General features: G+C 75.2%; 24 protein-coding genes. 11 read left to right on the top strand and 13 right to left on the bottom strand.

Annotation, left to right across the window (positions count from 1 at the left end):
- Nucleotides 1–22: 22 nt before the first annotated feature.
- Both AC4H2H_RS04720 and AC4H2H_RS04715 read right to left on the bottom strand, forming a co-directional pair.
- Nucleotides 23–691, bottom strand: coding sequence for a TetR/AcrR family transcriptional regulator (locus AC4H2H_RS04720; protein WP_494369660.1), 669 nt, complete (start codon nucleotides 689–691; stop codon nucleotides 23–25).
- A gap of 94 nt (nucleotides 692–785) precedes the next feature.
- Nucleotides 786–1,628, bottom strand: coding sequence for a peptidoglycan-binding domain-containing protein (locus tag AC4H2H_RS04715; protein WP_494369659.1), 843 nt, complete (start codon nucleotides 1,626–1,628; stop codon nucleotides 786–788).
- 327 nt (nucleotides 1,629–1,955) lie between these two features.
- Here AC4H2H_RS04715 and AC4H2H_RS04710 point away from each other — a divergent pair, with 327 nt between their 5' ends.
- The 4 genes from AC4H2H_RS04710 (at nucleotide 1,956) to AC4H2H_RS04695 (ending at nucleotide 5,701) form a co-directional block, all read left to right on the top strand.
- A complete protein-coding gene (locus AC4H2H_RS04710) occupies nucleotides 1,956–2,669 on the top strand; it encodes an ABC transporter ATP-binding protein (protein ID WP_494369658.1) in 714 nt (237 codons plus the stop codon).
- Complete coding sequence (locus AC4H2H_RS04705) at nucleotides 2,669–3,562, top strand: hypothetical protein (RefSeq protein ID WP_494369657.1); 894 nt, start codon at nucleotides 2,669–2,671, stop codon at nucleotides 3,560–3,562. The genes AC4H2H_RS04710 and AC4H2H_RS04705 overlap by 1 nt, the downstream gene beginning before the upstream one ends.
- Nucleotides 3,563–3,692: 130 nt before the next feature.
- Nucleotides 3,693–5,042, top strand: coding sequence for a sensor histidine kinase (locus AC4H2H_RS04700; RefSeq protein WP_494369656.1), 1,350 nt, complete (start codon nucleotides 3,693–3,695; stop codon nucleotides 5,040–5,042).
- Nucleotides 5,039–5,701, top strand: a complete 663-nt coding sequence (locus AC4H2H_RS04695) for a response regulator transcription factor (protein ID WP_494369655.1) — start codon at nucleotides 5,039–5,041, stop codon at nucleotides 5,699–5,701. Before AC4H2H_RS04700 ends, AC4H2H_RS04695 begins: the two co-directional genes overlap by 4 nt.
- 50 nt (nucleotides 5,702–5,751) lie before the next feature.
- Here the strand turns inward: AC4H2H_RS04695 and AC4H2H_RS04690 are convergent, their stop codons facing one another.
- From AC4H2H_RS04690 to clpB, 8 genes are all read right to left on the bottom strand, one after another.
- Nucleotides 5,752–5,970 (bottom strand): hypothetical protein, encoded by a 219-nt coding sequence (locus AC4H2H_RS04690; protein ID WP_494369654.1) that lies wholly within the window; start codon nucleotides 5,968–5,970, stop codon nucleotides 5,752–5,754.
- Between the two features lie 22 nt (nucleotides 5,971–5,992).
- On the bottom strand, nucleotides 5,993–6,961 hold the full coding sequence (locus AC4H2H_RS04685) for a YqjF family protein (RefSeq protein ID WP_494369653.1): 969 nt from the start codon (nucleotides 6,959–6,961) through the stop codon (nucleotides 5,993–5,995).
- Between the two features lie 2 nt (nucleotides 6,962–6,963).
- Entirely contained in the window at nucleotides 6,964–7,716 is a 753-nt protein-coding gene (locus tag AC4H2H_RS04680) for a UdgX family uracil-DNA binding protein (protein ID WP_494369652.1), read from the bottom strand.
- 72 nt (nucleotides 7,717–7,788) lie between these two features.
- Nucleotides 7,789–8,598 (bottom strand): hypothetical protein, encoded by an 810-nt coding sequence (locus tag AC4H2H_RS04675; protein WP_494369651.1) that lies wholly within the window; start codon nucleotides 8,596–8,598, stop codon nucleotides 7,789–7,791.
- Nucleotides 8,595–9,509, bottom strand: a complete 915-nt coding sequence (locus AC4H2H_RS04670; protein ID WP_494369650.1) for an ABC transporter ATP-binding protein — start codon at nucleotides 9,507–9,509, stop codon at nucleotides 8,595–8,597. Before AC4H2H_RS04670 ends, AC4H2H_RS04675 begins: the two co-directional genes overlap by 4 nt.
- A gap of 124 nt (nucleotides 9,510–9,633) precedes the next feature.
- Entirely contained in the window at nucleotides 9,634–10,065 is a 432-nt protein-coding gene (locus AC4H2H_RS04665) for a hypothetical protein (RefSeq protein WP_494369649.1), read from the bottom strand.
- Between the two features lie 59 nt (nucleotides 10,066–10,124).
- Nucleotides 10,125–11,099, bottom strand: coding sequence for a diacylglycerol/lipid kinase family protein (locus AC4H2H_RS04660; protein WP_494369648.1), 975 nt, complete (start codon nucleotides 11,097–11,099; stop codon nucleotides 10,125–10,127).
- Nucleotides 11,100–11,169: 70 nt separating this feature from the next.
- Nucleotides 11,170–13,794: an ATP-dependent chaperone ClpB gene (clpB, locus tag AC4H2H_RS04655; RefSeq protein WP_494369647.1), complete on the bottom strand. Its 2,625-nt coding sequence runs from the start codon at nucleotides 13,792–13,794 to the stop codon at nucleotides 11,170–11,172.
- 269 nt (nucleotides 13,795–14,063) lie between these two features.
- Between clpB and AC4H2H_RS04650 the strand changes: the two genes are divergently transcribed.
- On the top strand, nucleotides 14,064–15,506 hold the full coding sequence (locus AC4H2H_RS04650; RefSeq protein WP_494369646.1) for an LppM family (lipo)protein: 1,443 nt from the start codon (nucleotides 14,064–14,066) through the stop codon (nucleotides 15,504–15,506).
- 76 nt (nucleotides 15,507–15,582) lie between these two features.
- Here AC4H2H_RS04650 and AC4H2H_RS04645 read toward each other — a convergent pair whose 3' ends face one another.
- On the bottom strand, nucleotides 15,583–16,668 hold the full coding sequence (locus AC4H2H_RS04645) for an enoyl-CoA hydratase/isomerase family protein (protein ID WP_494369645.1): 1,086 nt from the start codon (nucleotides 16,666–16,668) through the stop codon (nucleotides 15,583–15,585).
- 161 nt (nucleotides 16,669–16,829) lie between these two features.
- Here AC4H2H_RS04645 and AC4H2H_RS04640 point away from each other — a divergent pair, with 161 nt between their 5' ends.
- The gene (locus AC4H2H_RS04640) at nucleotides 16,830–17,828 is read left to right on the top strand and encodes an alpha/beta hydrolase (protein WP_494369644.1); all 999 of its coding nucleotides are present in this window, start codon (nucleotides 16,830–16,832) and stop codon (nucleotides 17,826–17,828) included.
- 164 nt (nucleotides 17,829–17,992) lie between these two features.
- Here the strand turns inward: AC4H2H_RS04640 and AC4H2H_RS04635 are convergent, their stop codons facing one another.
- Complete coding sequence (locus AC4H2H_RS04635; RefSeq protein ID WP_494369643.1) at nucleotides 17,993–18,742, bottom strand: SDR family NAD(P)-dependent oxidoreductase; 750 nt, start codon at nucleotides 18,740–18,742, stop codon at nucleotides 17,993–17,995.
- A gap of 30 nt (nucleotides 18,743–18,772) precedes the next feature.
- Here AC4H2H_RS04635 and AC4H2H_RS04630 point away from each other — a divergent pair, with 30 nt between their 5' ends.
- From AC4H2H_RS04630 to AC4H2H_RS04610, 5 genes are read left to right on the top strand one after another with little or no spacing between them, the layout of a single operon-like run.
- On the top strand, nucleotides 18,773–19,318 hold the full coding sequence (locus tag AC4H2H_RS04630; protein WP_494369642.1) for a MarR family winged helix-turn-helix transcriptional regulator: 546 nt from the start codon (nucleotides 18,773–18,775) through the stop codon (nucleotides 19,316–19,318).
- A gap of 33 nt (nucleotides 19,319–19,351) precedes the next feature.
- Nucleotides 19,352–21,085 (top strand): AlkA N-terminal domain-containing protein, encoded by a 1,734-nt coding sequence (locus tag AC4H2H_RS04625; RefSeq protein ID WP_494369641.1) that lies wholly within the window; start codon nucleotides 19,352–19,354, stop codon nucleotides 21,083–21,085.
- The gene (locus tag AC4H2H_RS04620; RefSeq protein WP_494369640.1) at nucleotides 21,082–21,624 is read left to right on the top strand and encodes a methylated-DNA--[protein]-cysteine S-methyltransferase; all 543 of its coding nucleotides are present in this window, start codon (nucleotides 21,082–21,084) and stop codon (nucleotides 21,622–21,624) included. Before AC4H2H_RS04625 ends, AC4H2H_RS04620 begins: the two co-directional genes overlap by 4 nt.
- Before the next feature lie 37 nt (nucleotides 21,625–21,661).
- Nucleotides 21,662–22,357, top strand: coding sequence for a nucleotidyl transferase AbiEii/AbiGii toxin family protein (locus tag AC4H2H_RS04615; RefSeq protein WP_494369639.1), 696 nt, complete (start codon nucleotides 21,662–21,664; stop codon nucleotides 22,355–22,357).
- Between the two features lies 1 nt (nucleotide 22,358).
- On the top strand, nucleotides 22,359–22,823 hold the full coding sequence (locus AC4H2H_RS04610; RefSeq protein WP_494369638.1) for a helix-turn-helix domain-containing protein: 465 nt from the start codon (nucleotides 22,359–22,361) through the stop codon (nucleotides 22,821–22,823).
- A gap of 15 nt (nucleotides 22,824–22,838) precedes the next feature.
- Here the strand turns inward: AC4H2H_RS04610 and AC4H2H_RS04605 are convergent, their stop codons facing one another.
- Nucleotides 22,839–23,894 (bottom strand): CAP domain-containing protein, encoded by a 1,056-nt coding sequence (locus AC4H2H_RS04605; RefSeq protein WP_494369637.1) that lies wholly within the window; start codon nucleotides 23,892–23,894, stop codon nucleotides 22,839–22,841.
- Nucleotides 23,895–23,992 lie beyond the last annotated feature (98 nt).

The following is a 23,992-nucleotide window of genomic DNA, read 5'->3' as shown; positions in this document are numbered from 1 at the left end:
CCGGAGCGGGTGACGGGCCGCGTCAGGCAGCGAGGATCAGGCGGAGATAGGCGCGCAGGTCGGCCGCCATGTCGACGCGCTGCGCCTTCGGCTTGTCGAGCGAGAGCAGCCACTGGACCTGGAGCCCGTCCATGAGCGCGACGAGCTGGCGCGCCGCCGCGCCGGGGTCGACGTCGGCGCGCAGCCGGCCTGATCGCGCGCACCGGGCGAGGTGCTCCTCGATCCGCGCGAGCGTCGACTCGTAGCGGCGGACGAAGAACGCGTGCGCCGGGTGGTCCGGTGATGTCGCCTCAGCAGCGAGGGCGGTGAAGACCTCGACGACGGGGCGGCGGAGCGCGTTGCGCTCGACGAGGTGCACGAGGGCACCGAAGAAGTCGGTCCCCCGGGCGAGCTCCTGCTCGAGGTCGTCCTGGTCGGCGGCGTCCCGGTACTCGAGCACCGCCTCGAGCAGGGCCACCTTCGTGGGGAAGTGGTGCAACAGCCCGGGGTGCGACATGCCGACGCGCGAGGCGAGCTCGCGCAACGACGCCGCGTGGAAGCCGACCTCGCCGAACAGGCCGATCGCCGCCTGGAGGATCTCGTTCCGCTTGGCACGCCCCTTCGCGTACCCGCGCCCGGGATCTCCCGCGGCAGCCGTCCCCCGGCGGCGCACGTCGCCGTCACGACCCGCGCCGATGGCCGCGCTCGTCATCCTCTGCTCCGTCCGTCGTCGGACCCAGAACCCTACCGACCGGACCACCGGTCGGGCCACGAGCGTCGCGGTCGCGGCGTCCGGGCGTACCGCGTCAGTCGGCCGCGGTGGCGTCGCCGGTGGGGGTCGCGGCGCTCGTCGGGGCGGGCGCTGACGTCGGCTCGTCGGGCGCGGGCGCCGGCGGCGGGGTGGGCTCGGCGGGGACCGTCCCGCCCGGGTCCTCGCCGGACTCCTCGCCGCCCGAGCCGGGTGCCGCCGCGAGCGCCGCGCCGGTCTCGGCCGTCACCGTCCCGGTCACCGCCAGGCCGTGCGACTCCTGGAACGCGCGCAGGGCGGCGACGGTCGCGTCGTCGAGCACCCCGGTCACGTCGATCGTCGCGCCGTGCACGAGCAGGCGCTCCTGCACCCACGCCACGGACGCCTCGTCCGCGGCGTCGGTCGGCTCGTCCGTCGGCGACGGGTCCGGGGCGGGGGCGGGTGCGGTCGGGCTCGACGGCGCGGGCGCCGGTTGGGTCGCCGCCGGGGCGGAGGGGACGCCCGGAGCGGCGACCGGCCCGGGCGGGGGCGCCGCGGCGCCGTCGGGCTCGTCGGTCGACCGGTCGTTCTCCGCGCTCTGGGTGCCGTCGGGCGTCGTACCCGGCGCAGGGATGCGCGTCACGGTGGGACGCGGCTCGTCCCGGCGGGGTGTCACGGACGGGACCCCCGACTCCGTCTCGGTGTGACCTTCCGCCGCGCTGCCCGCGACGACGACGGCCTCGCCCCCGCCCGTCGCGGCACCGACCATCCCGGCGACGGCCACGACGAGCGTCACGGCTCCGGCGCCGGCCGCGACGGAGATCCACGGCAGGGAGGAGCGTTGCCCGCCCGCGGCGGCCGGGGGCCGTCCGGTCGTCGGCGGGTCGGCGGTGCTGGCGAGGGGATCTGATCGGCGGCGCACGTCGCCTCCTTCCGGCGTCTCGGGACCGGCGGACCGCGCAGCACGCAGCACACCGAGCGGGTCGGGTGGGTGACCCACACTGCCCCATCGCGCGGCGGTCTGTCACGCCCGCTCCCCCACCTGGGACGACGCGACGCGGCACGCGGGTGACGGAGCGGGCACGGCACGGTCGGCACCTCCCCCGGACGCCGTCGCGGTGCTGCGACCTCCGACGGAGGTCGCAGGCCCGGTTCCGTCCTGCGCCGCAAGACGGGGCAGGGTCCCGGACGGAAGCCTGGAGTCATCCGCTCGGAACGCCGTGCGGGACACCACACGAGAGGGGTTGCCATGGCCACCATCGAGGTGACCGGGCTGCGCAAGTCGTACGGCGCGTTCGACGCCGTGCACGACGTGACGTTCACCGCCCGCCCAGGCCGCGTCGTCGGGCTGCTCGGCCCGAACGGCGCCGGAAAGTCGACGACGCTCCACGTCCTGCTCGGCCTCGCGGCCGCGACCGCGGGCACGGCGACGGTCGACGGCCGTGTGTTCGCCGACCTGCCGCACCCGGCGCGCACGGTCGGCGCGCTGCTCGACGCGGGCGGGCTGCACCCCGGGCGCACGGGCCGCGACCACCTGCGCGTGCTCGCCTCCGCGGGCCGGCTCCCGGCGCGCCGCGTCGACGAGGTGCTCGCGCTCGTCGGCATGACGCCCGCCGCCGACCGGCGCGTCCGCACGTACTCGCTCGGCATGCGCCAGCGCATCGGGATCGCCGCCGCGCTGCTCGGCGACCCCGAGGTGCTCGTCCTCGACGAGCCGGCCAACGGTCTGGACCCGGCCGGGATGCGCTGGCTGCGCGACCTCGTGCGCGCGTTCGCCGACGACGGCGGCACCGTCCTGCTCGCGAGCCACGTCCTGTCCGAGGTGCGCCAGGTCGCGGACGACCTGGTCGTCGTCGGGCAGGGGCGCGTCGTCGCCGACGGACCGCTCGACGACCTGCTGCGCGGGGAGTCCCTCGAGGACTTCTACCTCGACCTGACCGCCACCACCGAAGGAGTGCGCTGATGTACCGCGCCGAGATGCTCAAGCTCCGCACGACCCGCGCGACGTGGATCGTCGCGGCCGTCGCCGTCGCCGGGATGCTCGTCGTCCAGGTGTTCACGCTCCTGCTGCCGACGATCCTGCGCAGCACCGAGGCGCTGGGCGGCGGCACGACCGTCGGGATCCAGGCGCCGCCCGAGATGGTCTCCGAGCTCGCTCCCGACCTCGGCGCGCTCACGGACGTCTCGCTCCCGGCGTTCCAGCGCAGCATGCTGGACCTGCTCGGCAACGGGATGGGCGGGTCCGGGTCGGTCGGCGTCGCGACGGTCTGCATGCTCCTGCTGGGCGTGCTCGCCGTGACCACCGACTTCCGCACGGGCGGCATCGTGCCGACCGCGCTCGTCCAGCCCGCCCGCCTGCGCGTCCTCGCGGCGAAGGCGGGGGCGACGGCGACGGTCGCGCTCGCCGTCGGCGCCGTCCTCGCCGTGCTCGGGGCGGCCGGGCTGCTCGTCGCGATCGTCACGACCCCTGGCGCCGGCCTCGCGCTCGGCGCGCTCGACGTGCTCGGGATCTGGGTGCGCGGTCTCGCCGTCCTCGTCCTCCTGAGCTGGCTCGGGCTCGGCCTCGGGACGCTCGTGCGCGGCCAGGTCGCGGCGGTCGTGACGATCGGCGCGCTCGCCCTCGCCGAGCCGATCGTGCGCGGCGCGGTGACGCTCCTGTCCGGCGGCGAGTCCTCGGCGGCCGAGTGGCTCCCGCTCGGCCTCGGCGCCCTCGCGTCGACCGGGCAGTCCGGCGCCGCGCTCCTCGGTCAGTCCGCGCCGCTCGGTGCACTCGCCGCCCTCGCGGGCCTCGCGGCCTGGGCGGCCGTGCTCCTCGGCGGCGGGGCCGTGAGCCTGCAGCGGCGTGACCTCGTGTGAGGTCGCCCCACCTCGTCCGACGGCGTCGGGCCCGGTCACCTAGGGTGGTCGGGCCCGGCGCCCCGCCGCGGTCCCCGCCCTTTCCCCGCTCGTCCCCCGCTCGTCCCCGCAACCCCGAGGAGGTCTCGTCGTGACCGCCGCCCTGCGCCGCGCGCTCGCCGCCGTCGGCGTGCGCACCGCCACCGGGCGTGACGCCGTGCTCGGCGCCGTTCTGGGGATCGTGACCGTCGTGCTGTTCCTCGGCATCGAGCGGGCGCTCGCGACCGACGTCGGCACGACGTTCGGCCTCGGGCCCGGGACCGTCGTCGTCCCGCCACCGGTCCGTGCGGCGGTCCTCGCGCTCGTGGTCGTCCAGGCGCTCGCGCTCGCGCTGCGGCGCAAGGCCCCGCTGACGTGCCTGGCCCTGACCGTCGCGGGCCAGGTCGCGATCGCGGCGCTCCTGCCCCCGTACGTCCAGTTCCAGGCGCCCGCGACCCTCGTCGCGGCGTACTCGGTCGGCGCCTACGGGCTCCGGCGGGCGCGGCTCGCCGCCCCCTCGGGCGCGGCCGTGGTCCAGGTGCTCCTCGTCTTCGCCCTCGGCGGTCTCGGGATCCCGACCGGCGCGAGCCCCGCGCAGCACGCCCTGCAGGTCGGCGGGACCCTGCTCTCCGCGCTCCTCGCGTACCTCGGGTCCGCGCTCGTCGGGTCCTACGTCGCCACCCGGCGCGAGCTCGTGGCCCAGCTGCGCGACCGGGTCGAGCGGGCCGAGCGCGAGCGCGAGGCGCTCGCCGCCCAGGCCGTGCTCGAAGAACGGGGTCGCATGGCGCGCGAGCTGCACGACGTCGCCGCGCACCACCTGTCCGGCATCGTCGTGCAGGCGTCGGCCGCCGAGCGCCTCGTCGACGCCGACCCGGCGCGCGCCAAGGAATCCCTGCGCTGGATCCGCGCCCAGGGCAAGGACACGCTCGACGACCTGCGCCTCGTCGTCGGAATCCTGCGCGGCAGCGACGACGCGGATCGCGGTGACCGTCGGGAGGACCCGCAGCCGACCCTCGCGGACGTTCCCGCGCTCGTCGACACCGCCCGTGCCGCGGGCACGACCGTGACGGTCGAGACGACGGGCGACCCGTGGGACGCCGCGCCGAGCACCCAGATCGCGGTCTACCGCGTGCTCCAGGAGTCGCTCGCCAACGCGCGTCGGCACGCTCCCGGCCGGCCCGTCGCGGTGCGGTTCGCGTGGACGCCGGCGGAGCTCACCCTCACGGTGCGCAACCCCTCGGCGACCTCCGTGACCCCGGCTCCCGACCCTGCTCGCCCCGGGCACGGCCTCGTCGGGATGCGTGAGCGAGCAGCGATGCTGGGCGGCGCGGTCGAGGCACGCCGCATGCCCGACGGCGCGTGGCTCGTGCGTCTCGTGGTCCCGCGCGCCCCGGGTCGGGACGGGCGCGAGCCGGGGACGCTCCGGCCGGAGCCCGCCGTCGAGAACGAGGAGGTCGCGTGACGCGCGTGGTGCTGGTGGACGACCAGGCGGTCGTCCGTGCCGGGTTCGCGGTGATCCTGCAGAGCGAGGGGATCGAGGTCGTCGGCGAGGCGTCGAACGGGGCCGACGCCGTGCGCGTCGCACGCCGCGAGCGGCCGGACGTCGTGTGCATGGACGTGCGCATGCCCGGCGGGGACGGGATCACGGCGACGCGCGCGCTCGCCGGTCCGGGCGTCGTCGACCCGGTGCCCGTGCTCGTGGTGAGCACGTTCGACCTGGACGACTACGTGTTCGGGGCGCTCGAGGCCGGGGCGAGCGGGTTCCTGCTCAAGGACGCCGAGCCGGACGTCCTCGTCGATGCCGTCCGGCGGGTCGCGTCGGGCGACGGCCTCGTCGACCAGTCGCTCACGCGGCGCGTGATCGACGAGTTCTCGCGCCGCCGCTCGCCCGCGGCGCGCGACGAGGGCGCGGCCGCCCTCCTCACGCCGCGCGAGCACGACATCGTCGAGCTGCTGTGCCGCGGGTCGTCGAACGCCGAGATCGCCACGGCGCTGTTCCTCGAGCCGAGCACCGTGAAGTCCCACCTGAGCCGCGCGATGACGAAGACCGGCGCGCGCGACCGCGTGCAGCTCGTCGTGTGGGCGTTCGAGCGTGGTGTCGTCCGTCCGGGCTCAGGATGACGACGCACATCCGGCGATCTGTCGGGCGTCGTCCTTCCGGGTGAGGCGAGTCAGCCCGTGAAGCCGGGGCCGGTCAGCTCGCGATCGCCGAGCGGCTGGTCGAGCTCCACATCCGTCAACATCGAGCCTCCGATGTCAACGCACGCAGAGCCCTCGTCCGGCTCCTCGAAGACCAGTCGCACGGTGATCTCCACCCGCTCCTCGTCCTCCTCGACGTCGATCCCCTCGACCTGCTCGCAGGCCGGCCCGTACTCGAACCGGATCGGCACGGTCGACGACGAATGGTCGAGCTCACCCTGCACCTCCCATTCGGCGTTCCGCGCGGTCGTACCGCCACCGCAGGCCGCGAGCGCGAGGACGAGGAGCAGTCCGGCTCCGAGGCTGGTGGACTTCGTCGGGTTCACACGAGGCAACCTCAACCCCGACGGCGAGAGCGCGGGGCACCCGGCGCGGGACCCCGAAGCGGGCGTGCACCGGCGCGGCGAAGTGCACGAGCGGCGGGTCGGTCGGAGCGGGTATACCGAGGCGCGCGGGCAGGTCGGTGTCGAACGCGTCGAGCGTGCCGCGACGCAGCGACCAGGGCTCGTGGTGGACGGGGAACCGCCAGAGCGCGCCCGCGCGCACGCCGTACGCGTTCCACCGTGCGGTGAGCCACGGCTCGAGGTCCGACGGCGCGCCCGGCGTCCCGGCGTCGGCGTCCGGGCGCGTGCGCACGACGGCGGCGAAGCGCCCGGACCGTAGGCCCGGGTGCTCGTGCCGGACCCGGAACGGCCCCGCGCCGCCGTCGGCCACGAAGGTGTACCGGACGACGGACGGGACCGCCGACGTGGCGTCCGACGTGACGCCGTGCCCGGCCGGCCCGCCGGTCGAGACGTCCGCGTGCGCGTGGTGGTACGGCAGTCCCGCGGCACGCGTGGCGGCGACGAACGCCCGAGGGGTCGCCCACAGGCCGCAGAACCAGATCCCCACCCGACCCGACCTGTCTCGGACGTAGACGCGGACGTTGAGCTCGGGGAAGGTCGACCAGGCGCCCAGCGCGGGCAGCGGCGGGACGCGGACGTCGGCCATGACGAACGGGACGACGCCGAGCCAGGTCCTGCCGTCGAGGGTGTCGACCGTCAGCCCGGGCGGCAGCCAGCCCTGGACCACACCCGGATCGACGCGCCAGTGCAGGAACGTCAGCGACTCCCAGCGCTGCGCGCTGACGGCGGGTCGCGGGGGTCGGTCCGGCGGACCGCCCGAGGGCTCGCGGGCCGACACCGTCAGCGAGCGCCGCGCGACGAGCCGGCCGGGTTGCCGGTCGCGGCGTCGGCCGCGACGCTGAGGTCGGCGACGAGCGCGGCGAACGCCTCGTCCCGGCCGGACCGGTCGCGCAGCCGCAGGAGCGCCGACGGGTGCGTCGTGAGCACGACGAGGGGCGACGGTCGCGGCCCCTGCGAGCGAGCGTCGTCGGGCACGAGCGGTGACGCGCCCGCCGGTTCCTCGCCCGGATCGAGGACGGTGCCGCGCTCGGCCGTGACCCGCACGGCCCGCCCGAGGACCGCGCGCCCAGCCGTGGCGCCGAGCGCGACGACGACGCGCGGCCCGACGGCGGCGACCTCCGCCTCCAGCCACGGCAGGCACGCGCGGACGTGCGCGACGTCCGGCGACTTGTGCAGCCGCCGCTTGCCGCGCTGCTCGAACCGGAAGTGCTTGACGGCGTTCGTCAGGTAGACCTCGTCCGGCGAGAGCCCTGCGGCCTCGAGCGCGTCGTCGAGCACACGCCCGGCAGGACCGACGAACGGCTCGCCGTCACGGTCCTCGCGGTCCCCCGGCTGCTCGCCGACGAGCGCCAGGCGCGCGTCGCTGGGCCCCCGCGAGAACACGACCTGCGTCGCGTCGACCCACAGCTCGCACCCGTGGCACTCGTGGGCGGCCCGGGCGAACGCGTCGACGTCGCGCGCGGCGGCGCCGTCGGGCACCCACTCCTGCGCGCCAGGACGCTCCGGTGCGGACGCACCACCTCGAGGGCTCACAGGACCACCGTGCGCCGCCGTCGGAGTCCTCGCACGCCGGTCACGGGAGCGCCGTCGGTCCCGTCGGTCGCGTCAGACGTCGCGGCGCCGCACGACGGCGCACGCGAGGGCGACCGTCGCTGCGGTCCAGGCCAGGACGGCGACCACGCTCCACACGAGCGCTCCCGGACCGCTCGCGGCGTCGGGCACCTCCAGCACGGCGGACTCGGGCCCCGGCAGCGTGCGTGCGAACCACGCGACGGCTTCCACAGGGATCGCCTGCAGCACCGCGGGGACCACGAAGACGAACCCGAGGGTCGCCGCGACCCCCGCGATGCTCGAGCGCAGCAGGAGCCCCGCGGAAAGTGCGATCGTGGCGGCCGCCGCCTGGAACAGCGCGGTCCCGGCGAGCACCCGCGCCACGTCGGGGTCGGACAGCCCGACGGGCGGGTCACCGGCCACCAGGACCGAGCCGAGCAGGAACGAGACCAGTCCCGAGACGAGCGAGACGAGGAACGCCGTCACGACGACCACGACGACCTTCGCCAGCACGACCAGCGTCCGGCGCGGCACGACGGCGAAGGTCGTGGTCGCCGCGCCGCGCTCGAACTCGGCGGTGCCGACGAGCGTGCCGAGCGACACGAGCAGGAGCAGCGGCACGTAGTTGGTGTCCGCCACCGCACCGAGCACCACACCCAGCGCCGCGGCGTGGCTCGTGACGTCGGAGCGCCCGCTGAGCACGGTGACGACCGCGATGCCGATCGGCAGCAGGAGCGCGAGAACGACGAGCCACCGGGTCGAGCGCAGGCTCCACGCCTTGAGGGCCTCGGACGCCAGGAGGCCGCCGAACACGAGCCGGGGGCGGGCGATCTCGGGGGCGGAGGGATCGGCCGGGACGGTCATGACGCCTCCGGTGCGGTGTACTCGACGGCATCCTTGGTCAGGGCGAAGAACGCCTCCTCCAGCGACGCCTGCTGCGGGACGAGCTCGGCGAGCACGGTGCCCGTGCGCAGCGCGAGGGCGCCGACGTCCTCGCTCGCCAGGCCGGTCACGGTGAGCACGCCGTCGCCGGCTCGGTCGACGCGCGCGCCCGCCTCGGCGAGGGCAGCGGTCAGGGGGCCCGGATCGTCCGCGACGCGGACGCGCACGCTGCCCGTCGTCGCGTTCGCCACGACCTGGTCCAGCGGCCCGGCCGCGACGAGCCGTCCACGCCCCAGGACGACGAGGTCGTCCGCGGTCTGCGCCATCTCGCTCATCAGGTGGCTCGAGACGAGCACCGTCGTGCCGCCCGCCGCCAGCGAGCGCACGAGCTCGCGCACCCAGTGCACCCCGTCCGGGTCCAGCCCGTTCGCGGGCTCGTCGAGCACGAGCGTGCGCGGCCGGCCGAGCAGCGCCCCGGCGATCCCCAGGCGCTGGCCCATCCCGAGGGAGTAGGTGCCGATCCGCCGGTTCGCCACGCCGCTCAGCCCCGTGAGCTCGAGCACCTCGTCGACACGCCGCGCAGGCAGCCGGTGCGTCAGCGCGATCGACCGCAGGTGGGCGCGCGCGGTTCGCCCCGGATGGACGGCGTGCGCATCGAGCATGGCCCCGATCGCCGTCAGCGGCGCCGGGTCGTCGGCGAACGGGCGACCGTCGACCCGGACCGTGCCGCTGGTCGGCCGGTGCAGGCCCAGGATCATGCGCATGGTCGTCGACTTGCCCGCGCCGTTGGGGCCGAGCAGCCCCGTGACGCGCCCGGTGCGGACGGTGAGGCTGAGGTCCTCGACCGCGACCTTGTCGCCGTACCGCTTCGTGACGTGCTCCAGCTCGATCACGAGACGTACCCGAGGGACGTCGTCGCCTCACCCGCCATGTCGGCTCCCCCGGTCGTTGCGTTCCCCCGTGCGGCGAACTCCCCAGGGCAACCTACCGAGCGCGTCGAAGCCCCGCACGGGCGCGTCAGACCACCTGGTACAGGAGGCCCTGCACGAGGGCGAGGACGACGCCGAGGAGCGCCGCCGCGCCGAGCGCGGTCCCGGCGGCGGCGAGCGCCGTGCCCGGTGCGCGACGCACGAGCGCGATCCCGCCCGCGATCACCGCGACGAGGCCGACGACGGCCGTGAGGACTCCGTTGACCAGCTGCAGCACCCCGACGGACGTCGCCGAGTACCCGGACGACGACAGGAAGAGCGGGAAGGCCAGCGTGAACGCTGAGCCGACGAGGACCGTCGCGACGCCCGCGACGAACGCCACGACGGCGAGCGGCGACCGTCGCGCGGCCGGGGCGGGCGTCTGCGGGCCGTACGGGGACGGGCCGGGCGAGGGGGTGCCGTACGCGGACGTGCCCGACGAGGGCGTGCCGGGCGAGGGCCAGGACTCGGGAGCGCTCATGCGCTCATCCTGCCGGACCTCCGGGTGCAGGGCCGGGCCGTCCGCCCCGGCCCCGCGCGTCAGCTCTTGGTGGGTGCGCCCTCGGCGAGGTCCTCCGACTCCTCGGGCTGGTACACGCACACGTGCAGCGCCGCGGGCCGCACGGACACGTCGAGCCGCTCGGCGGGCTCGATGACGTCGCCGTCGAGCTGGCGCGGCTGCGGCCGGTCGGAGACGACGGAGACCTCCCGTCCGCGCACGACCTCGCGGCTCGGCACCCGGCTCTTGCCGCGCGCCACGCCCCACAGGAGCTGGACCCAGTGCTTGAGGTTCTGGGGCGCGATGATCGCCACCTCGAGCTGCCCGTTGTCGGGCTCCGCGTCCGGCAGAAGGTTCGTCCCGCCCTGGAGTCGTCCGACGTTCCCGACGACGACGGTCCGCGCCCGACGGCGGCGCGTCCGCCCGTCCACCGTCACCTCGAGGTGCATCTCGTCGTCGGCGAGGTGCTTGATCGCGGAGAACACGTAGGCGATCGACCCGGCCTTCGCCTTGAGCGCCGTCGGCGCGTCGTCCATCATCGAGGCGTCGAGCCCCATCCCGGCCATGATGGCGAAGATCTGGCCCTCCGCGTCCCCGACGTCGATGGTGCGGCGCCCACCGCCCAGGACGAGCCGGATCCCCTCCTCGGCATCCGTGGGGATCCCGAGGTTCGTGGCGAGCAGGTTCCCCGTCCCGCCCGGCAGGATCGCCAGGGCGGCCTCGGTCCCCGCGAGCCCCTCGACGACGGCCCGGACGGTCCCGTCGCCGCCGCTCACGAACACGACCTCCGCGCCGTCGTCCACGGCCTGGCGCGCCTGGCCGGTCCCCGGGTCCTCGGCCGTCGTCTCGAGCCACGCGGGCTCCGGCCAGCCGGCCTCGGCGAGCCGGGCGACGATCGTCGCGCGCAGCTCGTCGAGGCCGTCCACGCGGTTCGGGTTGACGATGACGGCGGAGCGCCGCGGCGCGTCGTCGGCGCGCGGGCGGGTGGTGGGCTCGGGGGTCTCGTCGGTCGGCACGTCCCCGAGTATGTCGTGGCGGGCGGGCGGTCGCTCACCGGTGCTCGACCCGCACCACCCTCGTGCGGTGTCAGGCGGTGAGGACCTCCGTCGCGAGGGTCAGGCCTTGGGTGTCCGGCTCGCGGTCCACGACCACGACGTCGCCGTCGGCGACGTCGCCCGCGAGCAGCATCCGGGCCAGCCGGTCACCGATCTCGCGCTGCACGAGCCGGCGCAGCGGGCGCGCGCCGTAGGCGGGGTCGAAGCCCTCGAGTGCGAGCCACTCGCGCGCGGCCGGGGTGACGTCGAGCGTGATGCGACGGTCGGCGAGGCGACGCGCGAGCTGCGCGACGCTGATGTCGACGATCCGGCCGAGCTCGTCGAGCGTCAGCGGGTCGAAGACGATGACGTCGTCGAGGCGGTTGAGGAACTCGGGCTTGAAGCTCGCCCGGACGGTGCCCATCACGGCCTCGCGCTTCGCGGCGTCGTCGAGCATCGGGTCGACGAGGAACTGCGAGCCGAGGTTCGACGTGAGCACGAGGATGACGTTGCGGAAGTCGACGGTGCGACCCTGGCCGTCGGTGAGACGGCCGTCGTCGAGCACCTGCAGGAGGATGTCGAAGACCTCGGGGTGGGCCTTCTCGACCTCGTCGAGCAGCACGACCGAGTACGGCCGACGCCGCACGGCCTCCGTGAGCTGGCCGCCCTCCTCGTACCCGACGTACCCCGGGGGCGCCCCGACGAGCCGGGCCACCGAGTGCTTCTCGGAGTACTCCGACATGTCGATGCGCACCATGGCGCGCTCGTCGTCGAAGAGGAAGTCTGCGAGCGACTTGGCGAGCTCGGTCTTGCCGACGCCCGTGGGGCCGAGGAAGAGGAACGAGCCCGTGGGGCGGTCCGGGTCGGCGACGCCCGCGCGCGAGCGGCGGACGGCGTCGGACACCGAGCGCACGGCGGCCTGCTGGCCGATGAGGCGCTCGCCGATGACGCCCTCCATGTGCAGGAGCTTCTCGCTCTCGCCCTGGAGCATGCGGCCCGCCGGGATGCCGGTCCACGCGGACACGACCTCGGCGATCTCGTCCGCGCCCACCTTGTCCGCGATCATCGGCGCCTGCGACGGGTCGGCGAGGGCGTCCGCGGCGCCCTCCGCGGCCTCCTCGCGCTCGGCCTCGTCGAGCTCGCGCTGGACCTGGGGGATCTCGCCGTACTGCAGGCGTCCCGCGGTCTCGAGGTCGCCCTCGCGGATCGCGCGCTCGACCTGGACGCGCAGCTCGTCGAGCTTCGCGCGCAGGTCGCCGACGCGGTTGTGCCCCGCCTTCTCGGCCTCCCACCGCGCGGTGAGCGCGGAGAGCTCCTCGCGGCGGTCGGCGAGGTCGGCGCGCAGCTTCTCCAGGCGCTCGAGCGACGCGGGGTCGGTGGACTCGGAGAGCACGACCTCCTCCATCTCGAGGCGCGTGACGGCGCGCTGGAGCTCGTCGATCTCGATCGGCGACGAGTCCAGCTCCATGCGCAGGCGCGACGCCGCCTCGTCGACGAGGTCGATCGCCTTGTCGGGGAGCTGGCGGCCGGTGATGTACCGGTCGGAGAGCGACGCCGCGGCGACGAGCGCGGAGTCGGCGATCGTCACCTTGTGGTGCGCCTCGTACCGCTCCTTGAGGCCGCGCAGGATCGCGACGGTGTCCTCGACCGACGGCTCGCCCACGAAGACCTGCTGGAAGCGCCGCTCGAGCGCCGGGTCCTTCTCGACGTGCTCGCGGTACTCGTCGAGCGTCGTCGCGCCGACGAGGCGCAGCTCGCCGCGGGCCAGCATGGGCTTGAGCATGTTGCCGGCGTCCATCGCGCCTTCTCCGCCGGCACCGGCCCCCACCACCGTGTGCAGCTCGTCGATGAACGTGACGACCTCGCCGTCGGAGGACCGGATCTCCTCCAGGACGGCCTTGAGCCGCTCCTCGAACTCACCGCGGTACTTCGCGCCCGCGACCATGCTCGCGAGGTCGAGCGACACGAGGCGCTTGCCCTGCAGCGACGTCGGCACGTCGCCCGCGACGATGCGCTGCGCGAGACCCTCGACGACAGCCGTCTTGCCGACGCCCGGCTCGCCGATGAGGACGGGGTTGTTCTTCGTGCGGCGGCTCAGCACCTGCACCACGCGCCGGATCTCCGAGTCGCGCCCGATGACCGGGTCGAGCTTGCCCTCGGCGGCCACGGCCGTGAGGTCGGTGCCGTACTGCTCGAGCGCCTTGTACGTGCCCTCGGGGTTCGGGCTCGTCACGCGCGCGCTCCCGCGGACGGCGGGCAGCGCCGACCGCAGCGCGTCGGCGGTCGCGCCGGCCTGCTGGAGGATCGTCGCCGCCTGCGACGACCCGGCGGCGATGCCGAGGAGCAGGTGCTCCGTCGACACGTACTCGTCACCGAGGCCCTGCGCCTCCTTGGACGCGTTCTCGAGGACGACGGACAGGGCGCGCGACGGCGTCGGCTGCGCGACGGCGGACCCGCTCGCCGTGGGCAGCGCGACGAGCGCCGCGCGGACCTTCTGCCCGATCGCCTGCTTGTCCGCACCGACCGCGTCGAGCAGGCCGACGGCGACCCCGCCGTCCTGCGTGAGCAGCGCGGCGAGGAGGTGGGTGGGCTCGAGCTGGGGGTTGCCGGCGGCCGACGCGGTCTGGATCGCCTCGCCGATCGCCTGCTGCGACATCGTCGTGAACTTCGTCTCCATCAGTGCTCCGGGTGCTCGAAAGTCTGGTCTGACCAGTGGAACGACTCCGAAGTTGAGTGTATTCCGCTCAACTTCGATCCGTCAGCCTCGGACGCGTCGACGAGACGTGCTGCCGAACCTGGGGTTGTGGGCCGTTCCGGTGTCCGATCCGGGGACAACCCCGGGTTCGGCGCGTACGGCGTCGCCCGACCGGATGAACTCCCGCCGCATTCCGTCTCAAATCGGCATCGAACCTCGCTTCGGGCACTGATCCGCGACATGCTGGGCGGGTGACCTCTCCCGCCCTGCGCAGACGACTCGGCCTCAGCGCCCTCTTCGCCACCCTCGCACTGTTCCTCGCCGGGTGCATGAAGATCGACATGAGCTTCACCCTCAACGAGGACGACACGGCCGACGGCAGCGTCATCATGGCGATCTCCGACGAGACCGCGGAGGCGCTCGGTCAGGACCCGCAGGCGCTGTGGGACCAGCTCGGTTCCGAGGCGGAGGGCTCGCTGCCCCCGGGGGCGACGCAGGAGCCGTACGCCGAGGACGGGTACACCGGCACCCGCCTCACCTACACGGACCAGCCGGTCTCCGAGATGTCGACCGGCGGCGCCGACGAGCTGTCGATCGCGCGCGAGGGCGACGAGTTCGTCGTCTCCGGATCGATGGACATGTCCGACGCGGAGTTGGGTCTCGACGGCGCCGACCCCGAGTCCGAGTCCGACGAGATGACCCGCCAGATGATGGAGGGCTTCGAGGTCGTCATCGCGATCACCTTCCCCGGCGAGATCACGGAGACCAACGGCGAGGTCGACGGGAACACGGTCACCTGGCGTCCTACGGTCGGCGAGGTCACCGAGCTCTCCGCCCGCGGCTCGGCCATCGCCGACGGATCCGCGGGGAGCGAGTCGACGGACGGGTCGACCGACGGCACGACGGACGAGGGCACCGACGACGGCACGACCGGCACCACCGACAGCGCGGACTCAGGTTCCGGCTCCGAGTCGGGCTTCCCCTGGTGGGTCCTCTTCCTCGTCGGCGGGATCCTGCTGCTCGGCATCATCGGCCTCGTGCTGTGGCTCGTGCTCCGGTCGAAGCCGGCGCACGACGATCAGGCGAACGCGTTCCAGCAGGGCGCCTACCCGGCGCAGCCCGGCCAGCAGGGTCCCTACGGCGTTCCGGGCCAGCCCCAGCAGGGCCAGTACCCCGGTCAGCAGGGTCAGCCGGGTCAGTACCCCGGTCAGCAGGGCCAGCCGGGTCAGTACCCCGGTCAGCAGGGTGGGTATCCCGGTCAGCAGGGGCAGTACCCCGGTCAGCAGGGGCAGTACCCCGGTCAGCACGGCCAGCCGGGCGGCCCTCAGTCGTACGGCGCACAGCAGCCCGGCCAGCCCGGGGCCCAGCCGCCCGCGCCGCCGCAGCAGCAGAGCGGCTACCCGGGAGCGGCGGCGCCGTTCGCCCCTCCCGGCGCGCCGCAGCCCTCGACCCCCGGCGGGCACCCGCAGGCCTCCCCGACCACGCCGTTCCCGCCCGCTCCGCCGGCGCCCACCCAGCCGCTGCCGCCGTACCAGGGGCTGGCACCGGCCCAACATGCACCGACCCAGCCGCTCCCGCCCCAGCCGGGACCCGACGGCCCGACCGGCGCGGAGGGCCCGACCGGCCCCGACGACCAGGGCGGTCCCGACGACGAGATCGACGACGCGACCAGGCTGCGCCCGCCGCGCGACTGACGAGCGCTCCGCTCGCGAGAGACAGGTCGACGGCCCGCCCCGGAACCCCGTGGCGGGCCGTCGTCGTTCGGGCGCGTCAGGACCCGTCGTCGCCCCACAGCGCTTCTGCCGGGACGTACGCGAGGGCAGTCGCTCCGAGGTCGGGGTCGACCTCCGCGAGCGTCGCCGGCCGCCAGGCGGGGTTGCGGTCCTTGTCGACGACCTGCGCCCGGATGCCCTCGACGAGGTCGGGCCGCGTGTCGACGAACCACGAGACGAGCCGGTACTCCTGCTCGAGCGCGGAGCGCAGGTCCGGCAGGGTCCGTGCGCTGCGGATCGCCGCGAGCGCCACGGTGACCGCGGTCGGCGAGAGGCGTTCGAGCTCGTCCGCCTCGGCGGCGGCACGATCGTCCCCGTCGCGGGCCGCCGCGCGCAGCCGGGCGACGATCCCGGGGACGGTGTCCGCGGAGTAGGCCGCGTCGATCTGCTCCTGGCGCGCGGCGAGGACCGACGACGGCGGCTCCCCGGCGAGGGTCAGGACCAGGGCACGGACGTCGTCGGGCCCGAGCGGGCCGCTCCTCGCGGCGTCCGCGAGCAGCGGGAGGAGCTCGGGGAGCCGGCGGCTCGGCACGTAGTGGTCCGCGATCCCGGCGTGGATCGCGTCGGCGGCGTCCATCGTGACCGCACCGAGCGCGAGCATCTCGCCCAGGCGCCCGGGGGCGCGCGCGAGGAGCCACGACCCGCCGACGTCGGGCGTGAACCCGATCCGCGTCTCAGGCATCGCGACACGCGAGCGCTCGGTGACGATGCGTACGGGCGCGTGCGCGCTCAGGCCCACGCCGCCGCCCATCGTGATGCCGTCCATGACCGACACGACGGGCACGGGCAGCTCGGCGAGCGCCGCGTCGACGGCGTACTCGCGCCGGAAGTAGCGCCGCGCGTCGGCCTGCCGCCCGGCGACGATCGACGTGTGCAGCTCGCGGATGTCGCCGCCCGCGCAGTGCCCGCGGTCCCCCGCGCCGTCGAGCAGCACGACCCGGACAGCGGGGTCGGCGCCCCACGTGTCGAGGACGTCGGCGATCTCGCCGAGCAGGTGGTAGCCGAGAGCGTTGAGCGCTCGGGGGCGGTCCAGGGTGAGGTGCCCGACGCCGTCGTCGACGCGGGCGAGGATCTCGCTCGTCACCGCGCCACGGTACCGCCGCCCCGAGCTGTCAGCGCCCCACGGCCTCCTGGGTCCCTGGAGCGCTGACAACTCTGGCGGTGCGACGACGTGTCAGCGCTCGACGTGCCCGGGACACGGTGGGACGCTGACACGTCGGACGGGCCGGCAGCGAGGAGGCGACGGTGGACCAGACGGACACGCAGCAGGAGTGGCGGCCGGACGTGCTGGGCGACGCGTGGGTCGCGCGCAACCTCGACCTGCCCGACGGCGCGGTGGCCACGCTCGTGCGGCGCCGGGACCCGGTACCCGAGCCGGTGCCCGAGAACGACGCCGACGACGCGCGGCCCGCCGTCCTGTACGTGCACGGGTACATCGACTACTTCTTCCAGACCCACGTCGCGGAGGCGGTAGAGGCGCGCGGGTACCGGTTCTACGCGCTCGACCTGCGCGGCTACGGCCGCTCGATCGGCCGCGGCTCGGGCGCGCCGTGGCGGCCCGACGACGACCCGAACTTCGCCATGGACCTCGCCGTCTACGCCCAGGACCTCGACGCCGCCGCGCGCGCGATCCGCGCCGAGGGTCACGAGCGGCTCGTCGTGCTCGGTCACTCGACCGGCGGCCTCGTCGCGAGCCTGTGGGCCGACGCGCGCCCCGGACGGCTCGCGGCGCTCGTGCTCAACAGCCCGTGGTTCGACCTCAACAGGTCGTGGGTCTACCGCGTCCCGGTCACGCGGGCGATCGACGTGGTCGGGCGGGTGGCGCCGCGCGTCGTCGTCGGGAAGCTGGACCCGCACTGGGCGCAGGCGCTGCACGCGAGCACGGGCGGCGAGTGGGACTTCGACCTCGCGTGGAAGCCGATCGAGGGCTTCCCGGCGCGGGCGGGATTCGTGCGCACGATCCGGCGCGGCCACGCGCGCGTGGCCCGCGGGCTGCGCGTCGACTGCCCGGTGCTCGTGCTTGCCTCGGCGCGCAGCGGCCCGGCGTCGGGGTGGCACGACGCGCTCCTCACGACCGACAGCGTGCTCGACGTCGAGCACATCACCTCGCGCGCGGCGCGGCTCGGCGACGACGTCACGGTCGTCACGGTGGAGGGCGGCGCGCACGACCTCGCGCTCTCGCCCGAGCCCGCGCGCTCGACCTACCTGCGCGAGGTGCTCGACTGGCTCGACGCACGCGTCTGACGGCCAGGGTCCGGGGTCGGCGAGGGTCCGGGGTCGGCGAACGCCCCGGCACCGCCCCGCCGAACCCGGGGTTGTGTGTCACGTTTCCTCCTGGCCCATCCGCAAACCCGGGTTCGGCGCACGACGGTGACGCGCAACCTCGGATTCGCCGCCCGACGCGGGATCTAGCGCGCGAGCTGCGCCCCGCCGTTGACCGGGACGACCTGACCCGTGACGTGCCCGGCCTCGGGCGAGGTGAGGAACGCGACGAGGGCAGCGACGTCGTCGGGCGTACCGGCACGCCCGGTCAGTGTCGCACCGACGAGCCGTTCGCGCCGCGCGTCGGTCATCGCGTCGCCGAAGAACTCCGTCGCCTCCGTGAAGCCGGGTGCCACGACGTTGACCGTGACCCCACGCGGGCCGAGCCGCCGCGCCTCGGACGCGGCCCACGCCTCGAGCGCGGCCTTGGCCGCGCCGTACTCCCCCGCCCCCTGGCGCGCGGCGATCGACCCGAGGGCGACGACGCGCGCGCCGTCCGCGAGCCGGTCCCGCAGGGCGTCGGTCACCAGCACGGTGGAGACGACGTTGGCGTCGTAGGCTGCCCGCCACGACGACGCCACGACCGCGAGCCGGTCGACGAGACCTGCGCCCTCCGGCGCGGGCGGCACGTCGACGAGCCCGCCCGCGCAGTGGACGAGCACGTCGACCCGGCCGGGGAGCGCGTCGCGCGCCGCCGTCACCGCGGCCGGGTCCGTCGCGTCGAACGGGACCGCCGTCGCGCCCGCGTGCCGGGCGACGTCGTGCAGCGGGCCCGGTCGACGGCCGGTGACCCAGACGGCGTCCCCCGCCGCGAGGAAGCGCTCGGCGCACGCGCGCCCGATGCCGGTCCCCCCGCCCGTGACGACGACGTGGCGTAATCCCTGAGAGCTGGTCATGACATCTTGTTTAGGCCTAAACTTCGTAGCGTGTCAACACCCGACCCGCACGACGACGTCGACGACATCGCTGCGGCGTGGCGGCGCGAGCGACCCGACCTGCCCGTCCGGTCGATCGGCGTCCTCACGCGCGTGCGTCGCATCGCGAAGATCCTCGAGGACGACCGCCGTCGCACCATGGCCGCACTCGGGATGGAGCCGGCGATCCGGGACCTCCTCTCGGAGCTGCGGCGCTCAGGCCCGCCGTACCGCCTGCGCGTCACGGAGCTCGCCGAGCGGTGCGGCGTGAGCAAGGGCGCGATCACGCAACGCGTCGACCGGGCCACCGCGGACGGGCTCGTGCGGCGCACGAGCGACGACGACCACGACCGCAGGGCGGTCTACGTCGAGCTCACACCCGCGGGCCACGCGCTCCTCGAACGCACCGTCGACGCACTGCTCGCGCACGAGGACGCCCTCGTCGCCGGGCTCGGGGACGACACGATCGCCGAGCTCACCGACTCCCTCCGGCGCTTCCTGGACCTGCTCCAGGACCGCGACGACGACGGCCCGACCGCCGTGTCCGAATCCCGCTAGCCAACGCCCCTGCCGCCGGGTGAGGATCGAGCCATGACCACGGCCCTCGACTCACCGCGACCCGCGACCCGCACCTCGAACGGCACCGCGACCGGCACCGCGACGACGCCCGCGGACGACCCGGTGTTCGCCGAGCGGTACCGCGCGATCGCCTCGCGCGACAAGCGCTTCGACGGGCAGTTCATCACGGCCGTGAGCACCACCGGCATCTACTGCCGCCCGTCGTGCCCCGCGCGCACCCCGAAGCCGGAGAACGTCACGTTCTACCTCACCTCTGCCGCCGCGCACGAGGCCGGGTACCGCGCGTGCAAGCGGTGCTTGCCCGAGGCGGTGCCCGGCACCCCGTGCTGGGACCTGACCCACGACCTCTCGTCGCGGGCCATGCGGCTCGTCGCCGACGGCGTCGTGGACCGGGAGGGCGTGGAAGGCCTCGCGGCACGGCTCGGCTACTCGGCGCGCCACGTGCACCGCGTGCTCGTCACCGAGCTCGGTGCCGGACCGGTCGCGCTCGCCCGCGCGCTGCGCGCCCAGACCGCCCGCGCGCTGCTCACCGGCACGGACCTGAGGCTCGCCGACGTCGCGTTCGCGGCGGGGTTCGGGAGCATCCGGCAGTTCAACGACACCGTCACCGAGGTGTTCGACACGACTCCGAGCGAGCTGCGCCGCCGGGCGCGGACCGCCCGCGCCGGGTCGCCGGCCGGTTCGCGACCCGGGTCCCGGCGCCCCGCGGACGCGACGGCGCCGGAGACCCCGCCCGACGGCGGCGCACCGGCGACCCTGGACCTGACCCTCCCGCTGCGCGAGCCCTACGACGCGCGCGGCGTGTTCGGCTTCCTCGCCGCGCGCGCCGTCGAGGGCGTCGAGGTGGCGGACCTGGGCCGCACGCACGTCTCCTACGCGCGCACCCTCGCCCTGCCGCACGGCCCCGGGGCGTTCCGCGCCACGTACGGCCCCCTGCCCGACGGCGGTCGCACCCCGCGCGCGAGCGCCGCGACAGGGCGGTTCCACGTCGAGCTCGAGCTGACGTCGGTCGCCGACCTGCCCGCGGCGATCGCCCGGATCCGGCGCCTCTTCGACCTCGACGCCGACCCCGCGGCGGTGGACGCGGCCCTGGCCGCCGAACCCGCGCTCGCCAAGTCGGTCCGGACGACCCCGGGCATCCGCGTGCCCGGCGCGGTCGACGCGACGGAGATCCTCGTGCGGGCGCTCGTCGGCCAGCAGATCTCGGTCGCGGCCGCCCGCACCCACCTGTCGCGACTCGCGGCCGCGCTCGGCACCCCGTACGCGTCGCGCTTCGGTCCGACGCTCCTGTTCCCCACGGCCGCGCAGCTCGCCGAGGGCGGGGCCGACCACGTGCGCGGCCCCGCGCGGCGGACCGCCGCGATCCTCGGGGCCGTGCGGGCCGTCGCCGAGGGCGACCTGCGGCTCTCCCACGCCGACGACCCCACGACGCTCCGCGCGACGCTCGAGGCGCTGCCCGGCGTCGGGCCCTGGACGTCCGGATACGTCGCGATGCGCGTCCTGCACGACCCCGACGTCCTCCTCGACGGCGACCTCGCGCTCCGCGCCGGAGCCGCTGCGCTCGGGCTCCCCGACGACCGTCGAGCCCTCGTCGACCGCGCCGAGCGCTGGGCCCCCTGGCGCTCCTACGCCGCGATGCACCTGTGGCGCGCCGCGCCGTCGGCCCGTCCGACCGCCCCGCCACCTGCCCGTCCGTCCGCCAAGCCGTCCGACCCACCGACGTTTCTCCCGGAGGAGACCCCGTGACCACGACCCTGCCGACCACGACCGCCGTCACGACGACCCTCGCGACCCCCGACGGCCCGTTCACCGTCGTCGTCGCGCCCGACGGCGCCGTCCTCGCCTCGGGCTGGACCACCGACGCCGGCGCGCTCGTCGCGCTCGTGCACCCGGACCTGCGCCCTACGGACGTGACACAAGTGCCCGACGACGACCCCGCCGTCGGCCCGGCCGTCGCCGCGGTCCGGGCGTACTACGCGGGCGACGTCCACGCGATCGACGCCGTGCCCGTGCGCCAGGTATCCGGCCCGTACCGCGCGCACGCGTGGGACGTGCTGCGCACGGTCGAGCCGGGTGACCCGGTGACGTACACGCGGTACGCCGAGCTCTCGGGCCGTCCGGCCGCCGTGCGAGCCGCCGCCGGCGCGTGCGCGATGAACGCCGCGGCGCTGTTCGTGCCGTGCCACCGCGTGCTCCGCACGGACGGGAGCCTCGGCGGGTTCCGGTACGGGCTCGACATCAAGCGGAGCCTGCTCGATCGCGAAGCGTCGACGTATCAGAACTGATAATCTCGAGGCCTCGGATCGACGGAAGGAGCGACCCGTGGTCGACGAGTCCGCGCACATCCCCGCCTTTGACGACCTCCTGGAGTCCGCAGCTCGCCTGCAGGAGCTCGTCCCCGACGCGGTCCTCGTCGGGGGGAGCGCTGCCGCGCTCCACGCAGGCCACCGCTTCTCCGTCGACCACGATCACGTCGTCCTCGACCTGCGTGACCGTTTCGACGTCGTCCTGGACGCCCTGGAGCGCGAGAGCGACTGGGTCACGAACCGGGTGCGCGCGGGCAAGATCATCCTCGGCGAGCTCGGCGACATCGAGGCGGGCGTGCGGCAGCTCATCCGGACGCGCCCGCTCGAGACGGAACGGCTCGAGCTGCCCTCGGGCCGGCACCTGACCGTCCCGACGTTCGACGAGACGCTGCGGGTGAAGGCCTTCCTCGTCGTCAAGCGCAACCAGGTGCGCGACTACCTCGACGTCGCCGCCCTGTCGGAGCACCACGGAGTGAGCAGGGCGGCCAGGGTCCTTGCCGAGATCGACGACTACTACGCCGACCAGGTCCACGACGAGGGCCCCGTCTCCACCCAGATCGTGGTCCAGCTCGCGGACCCCCGGCCGAAGGACGCGTCGATCACGCGCCGGCTATCGACGTACAAAGGGCTGGAGCGCCGGTGGCGGAAGTGGTCGGACGTCGTCGAGGTCTGCCAGGACGTCGCGCGCGCGATGGTCGAGGAGGTGAGGTGACATGGCGCTGAAGTTCCGCAACATCGACGCCACCCCGGACGACCCCGTCGAGGATTGGGGCGTCGAAGGGATCAGCACCGCGATCGAACGCGGCTACCGGCGGCACTGGGGCCGTATCGCACGGGCCGTCGCTGCCGAGCCGTACGGCCGGGTGGCGCAGGACCTCGGGACAGCCCTCCGGGTCGTCGAACCGTCCGGCGTGGCGGACCTCCTCGCCCGGACGCTCGCCGACGCGCAGGCCGGCGAGTCGGCGCGTGTCGCGCTCCTCGTACGCCGCGCGGTACGTGGCTCGGGACTCACCGCCCGCGAGTTCGCCGAGGAGGTCGACACCTCGGCGTCCCGGCTCTCCACCTACATGAGCGGAAAGGTCACGCCTTCGGCCGCGATGCTGCTCCGGATCCAGGACACCGGAGACCGGCTCGCGGCACGCACCCGGCTCGTGGCCGGGGCACGAGAATTCGCCTGATCCCGGCCGTGCTCCTCAGCCCCGGCCGAAGAGCTGCGTCCACACGCGGTCGGCGTGCCCCACGCCGATCTCCCTCAGGTCGCAGTTGAGGATGTTCGCGCGGTGCCCCGGCGAGTCCATCCACGCGCGCACCACGTCCTCGGCCGTACTCTGGCCCGCGGCGATGTTCTCCGCGCCGGGGTTCGGGTAGCCCTGCGCCTCGGCACGCTCCCACGGCGAGCGCCCGTCGAGGCTCGTGTGGTCGAAGTAGTCCTGGGCGAGCATGTCCTCGCTGTGGAGCTGCGCGGCGGCGGTGAGCCGCTCGTCCACGGTCAGCGGCGCGCATCCCGCGGCCGCTCGCTCGGCGTTGGTCGCCTCGACGACGGCGGCACCCTCGGCCGTGAGGGTGCCCGGCCCTGCGGGCGGCGCCGCGGCGAGCCCGTTCGTCGGCGCCTGCGCGCCCGGCGTCGTGCCGGTCTCCGTACCGGCCTGGGTGCCCGAGCCCGCGTCCGCGCCCGACGACGCCGGATCCCCGCCGCCGTCGGCGCCCGCGCCTCCGGTGCCGTCCTCGGGTGCCGCACCTGCGGGCGGGGCAGCGGCGTCAGGGCTCACGGCGGGAGTCGGAGCGGCGGCGTCGGCCGCGGTCCCGTCGGCCGAGCCCGCCGTCCCGGGGTCGGCGTCGCCGTCCCGCGGCCCGCCGTCGGGTGCCTGCGCGCCGTCGGTCCCGGCCGCGCCCGCGGGCTCGACGTCGTCGCGACCGTCGCCGGCGAGCGTGCGCGACGCCCCGAGCGGGAGCCGCTCTGCGAGCCACGCACCAGGATCGGCTCCCTGCCAGGGCATCGCCGCGACGACCGGGCCGAACGGCCCCGCGTGCTCGGGCCGCACCTCCCCCGTCGCGGTCGCGATGGTCAGGCCGAGCGGCGGACCCAGCAGCAGCGCCGTCGCGACGCCGGACGTCACCGCGACGCGCGGCGCGGACCGCAGGTGCCGGGCGAACGGCCCCCCGCGCCGTCGGGCGGGCACCACGGGAGGCGGGACCGGCGCGCCCGCGCTATGCCGGGGCGTGTGCCGGCGCGTGCGCTGCGGGGACATCGCTCGACCCTACCGACGTTCTCCAGCGATGTGTACCGATTCGGAGGTTTCGCCCATCCCCCTGAGCTGCCGAACCCCGGGTTGTTGCCGGATCGCCC

Source organism: Cellulosimicrobium sp. BMG9.22 (assembly GCF_059159975.1).
Note: the sequence above shows the minus strand (reverse complement) of the source record. Positions and strands in the feature narration are given on the sequence as shown.

Coding starts and splice junctions, on each gene's coding strand:
- AC4H2H_RS04720 (WP_494369660.1), bottom strand. CDS start 691: ATGACGAGCGCGGCCATCGGCGCGGGTCGTGACGGCGACGTGCGCCGC.
- AC4H2H_RS04710 (WP_494369658.1), top strand. CDS start 1,956: ATGGCCACCATCGAGGTGACCGGGCTGCGCAAGTCGTACGGCGCGTTC.
- AC4H2H_RS04705 (WP_494369657.1), top strand. CDS start 2,669: ATGTACCGCGCCGAGATGCTCAAGCTCCGCACGACCCGCGCGACGTGG.
- AC4H2H_RS04675 (WP_494369651.1), bottom strand. CDS start 8,598: ATGACCGTCCCGGCCGATCCCTCCGCCCCCGAGATCGCCCGCCCCCGG.
- AC4H2H_RS04665 (WP_494369649.1), bottom strand. CDS start 10,065: ATGAGCGCTCCCGAGTCCTGGCCCTCGCCCGGCACGCCCTCGTCGGGC.
- clpB (WP_494369647.1), bottom strand. CDS start 13,794: ATGGAGACGAAGTTCACGACGATGTCGCAGCAGGCGATCGGCGAGGCG.
- AC4H2H_RS04635 (WP_494369643.1), bottom strand. CDS start 18,742: ATGACCAGCTCTCAGGGATTACGCCACGTCGTCGTCACGGGCGGGGGG.
- AC4H2H_RS04625 (WP_494369641.1), top strand. CDS start 19,352: ATGACCACGGCCCTCGACTCACCGCGACCCGCGACCCGCACCTCGAAC.
- AC4H2H_RS04610 (WP_494369638.1), top strand. CDS start 22,359: ATGGCGCTGAAGTTCCGCAACATCGACGCCACCCCGGACGACCCCGTC.
- AC4H2H_RS04605 (WP_494369637.1), bottom strand. CDS start 23,894: ATGTCCCCGCAGCGCACGCGCCGGCACACGCCCCGGCATAGCGCGGGC.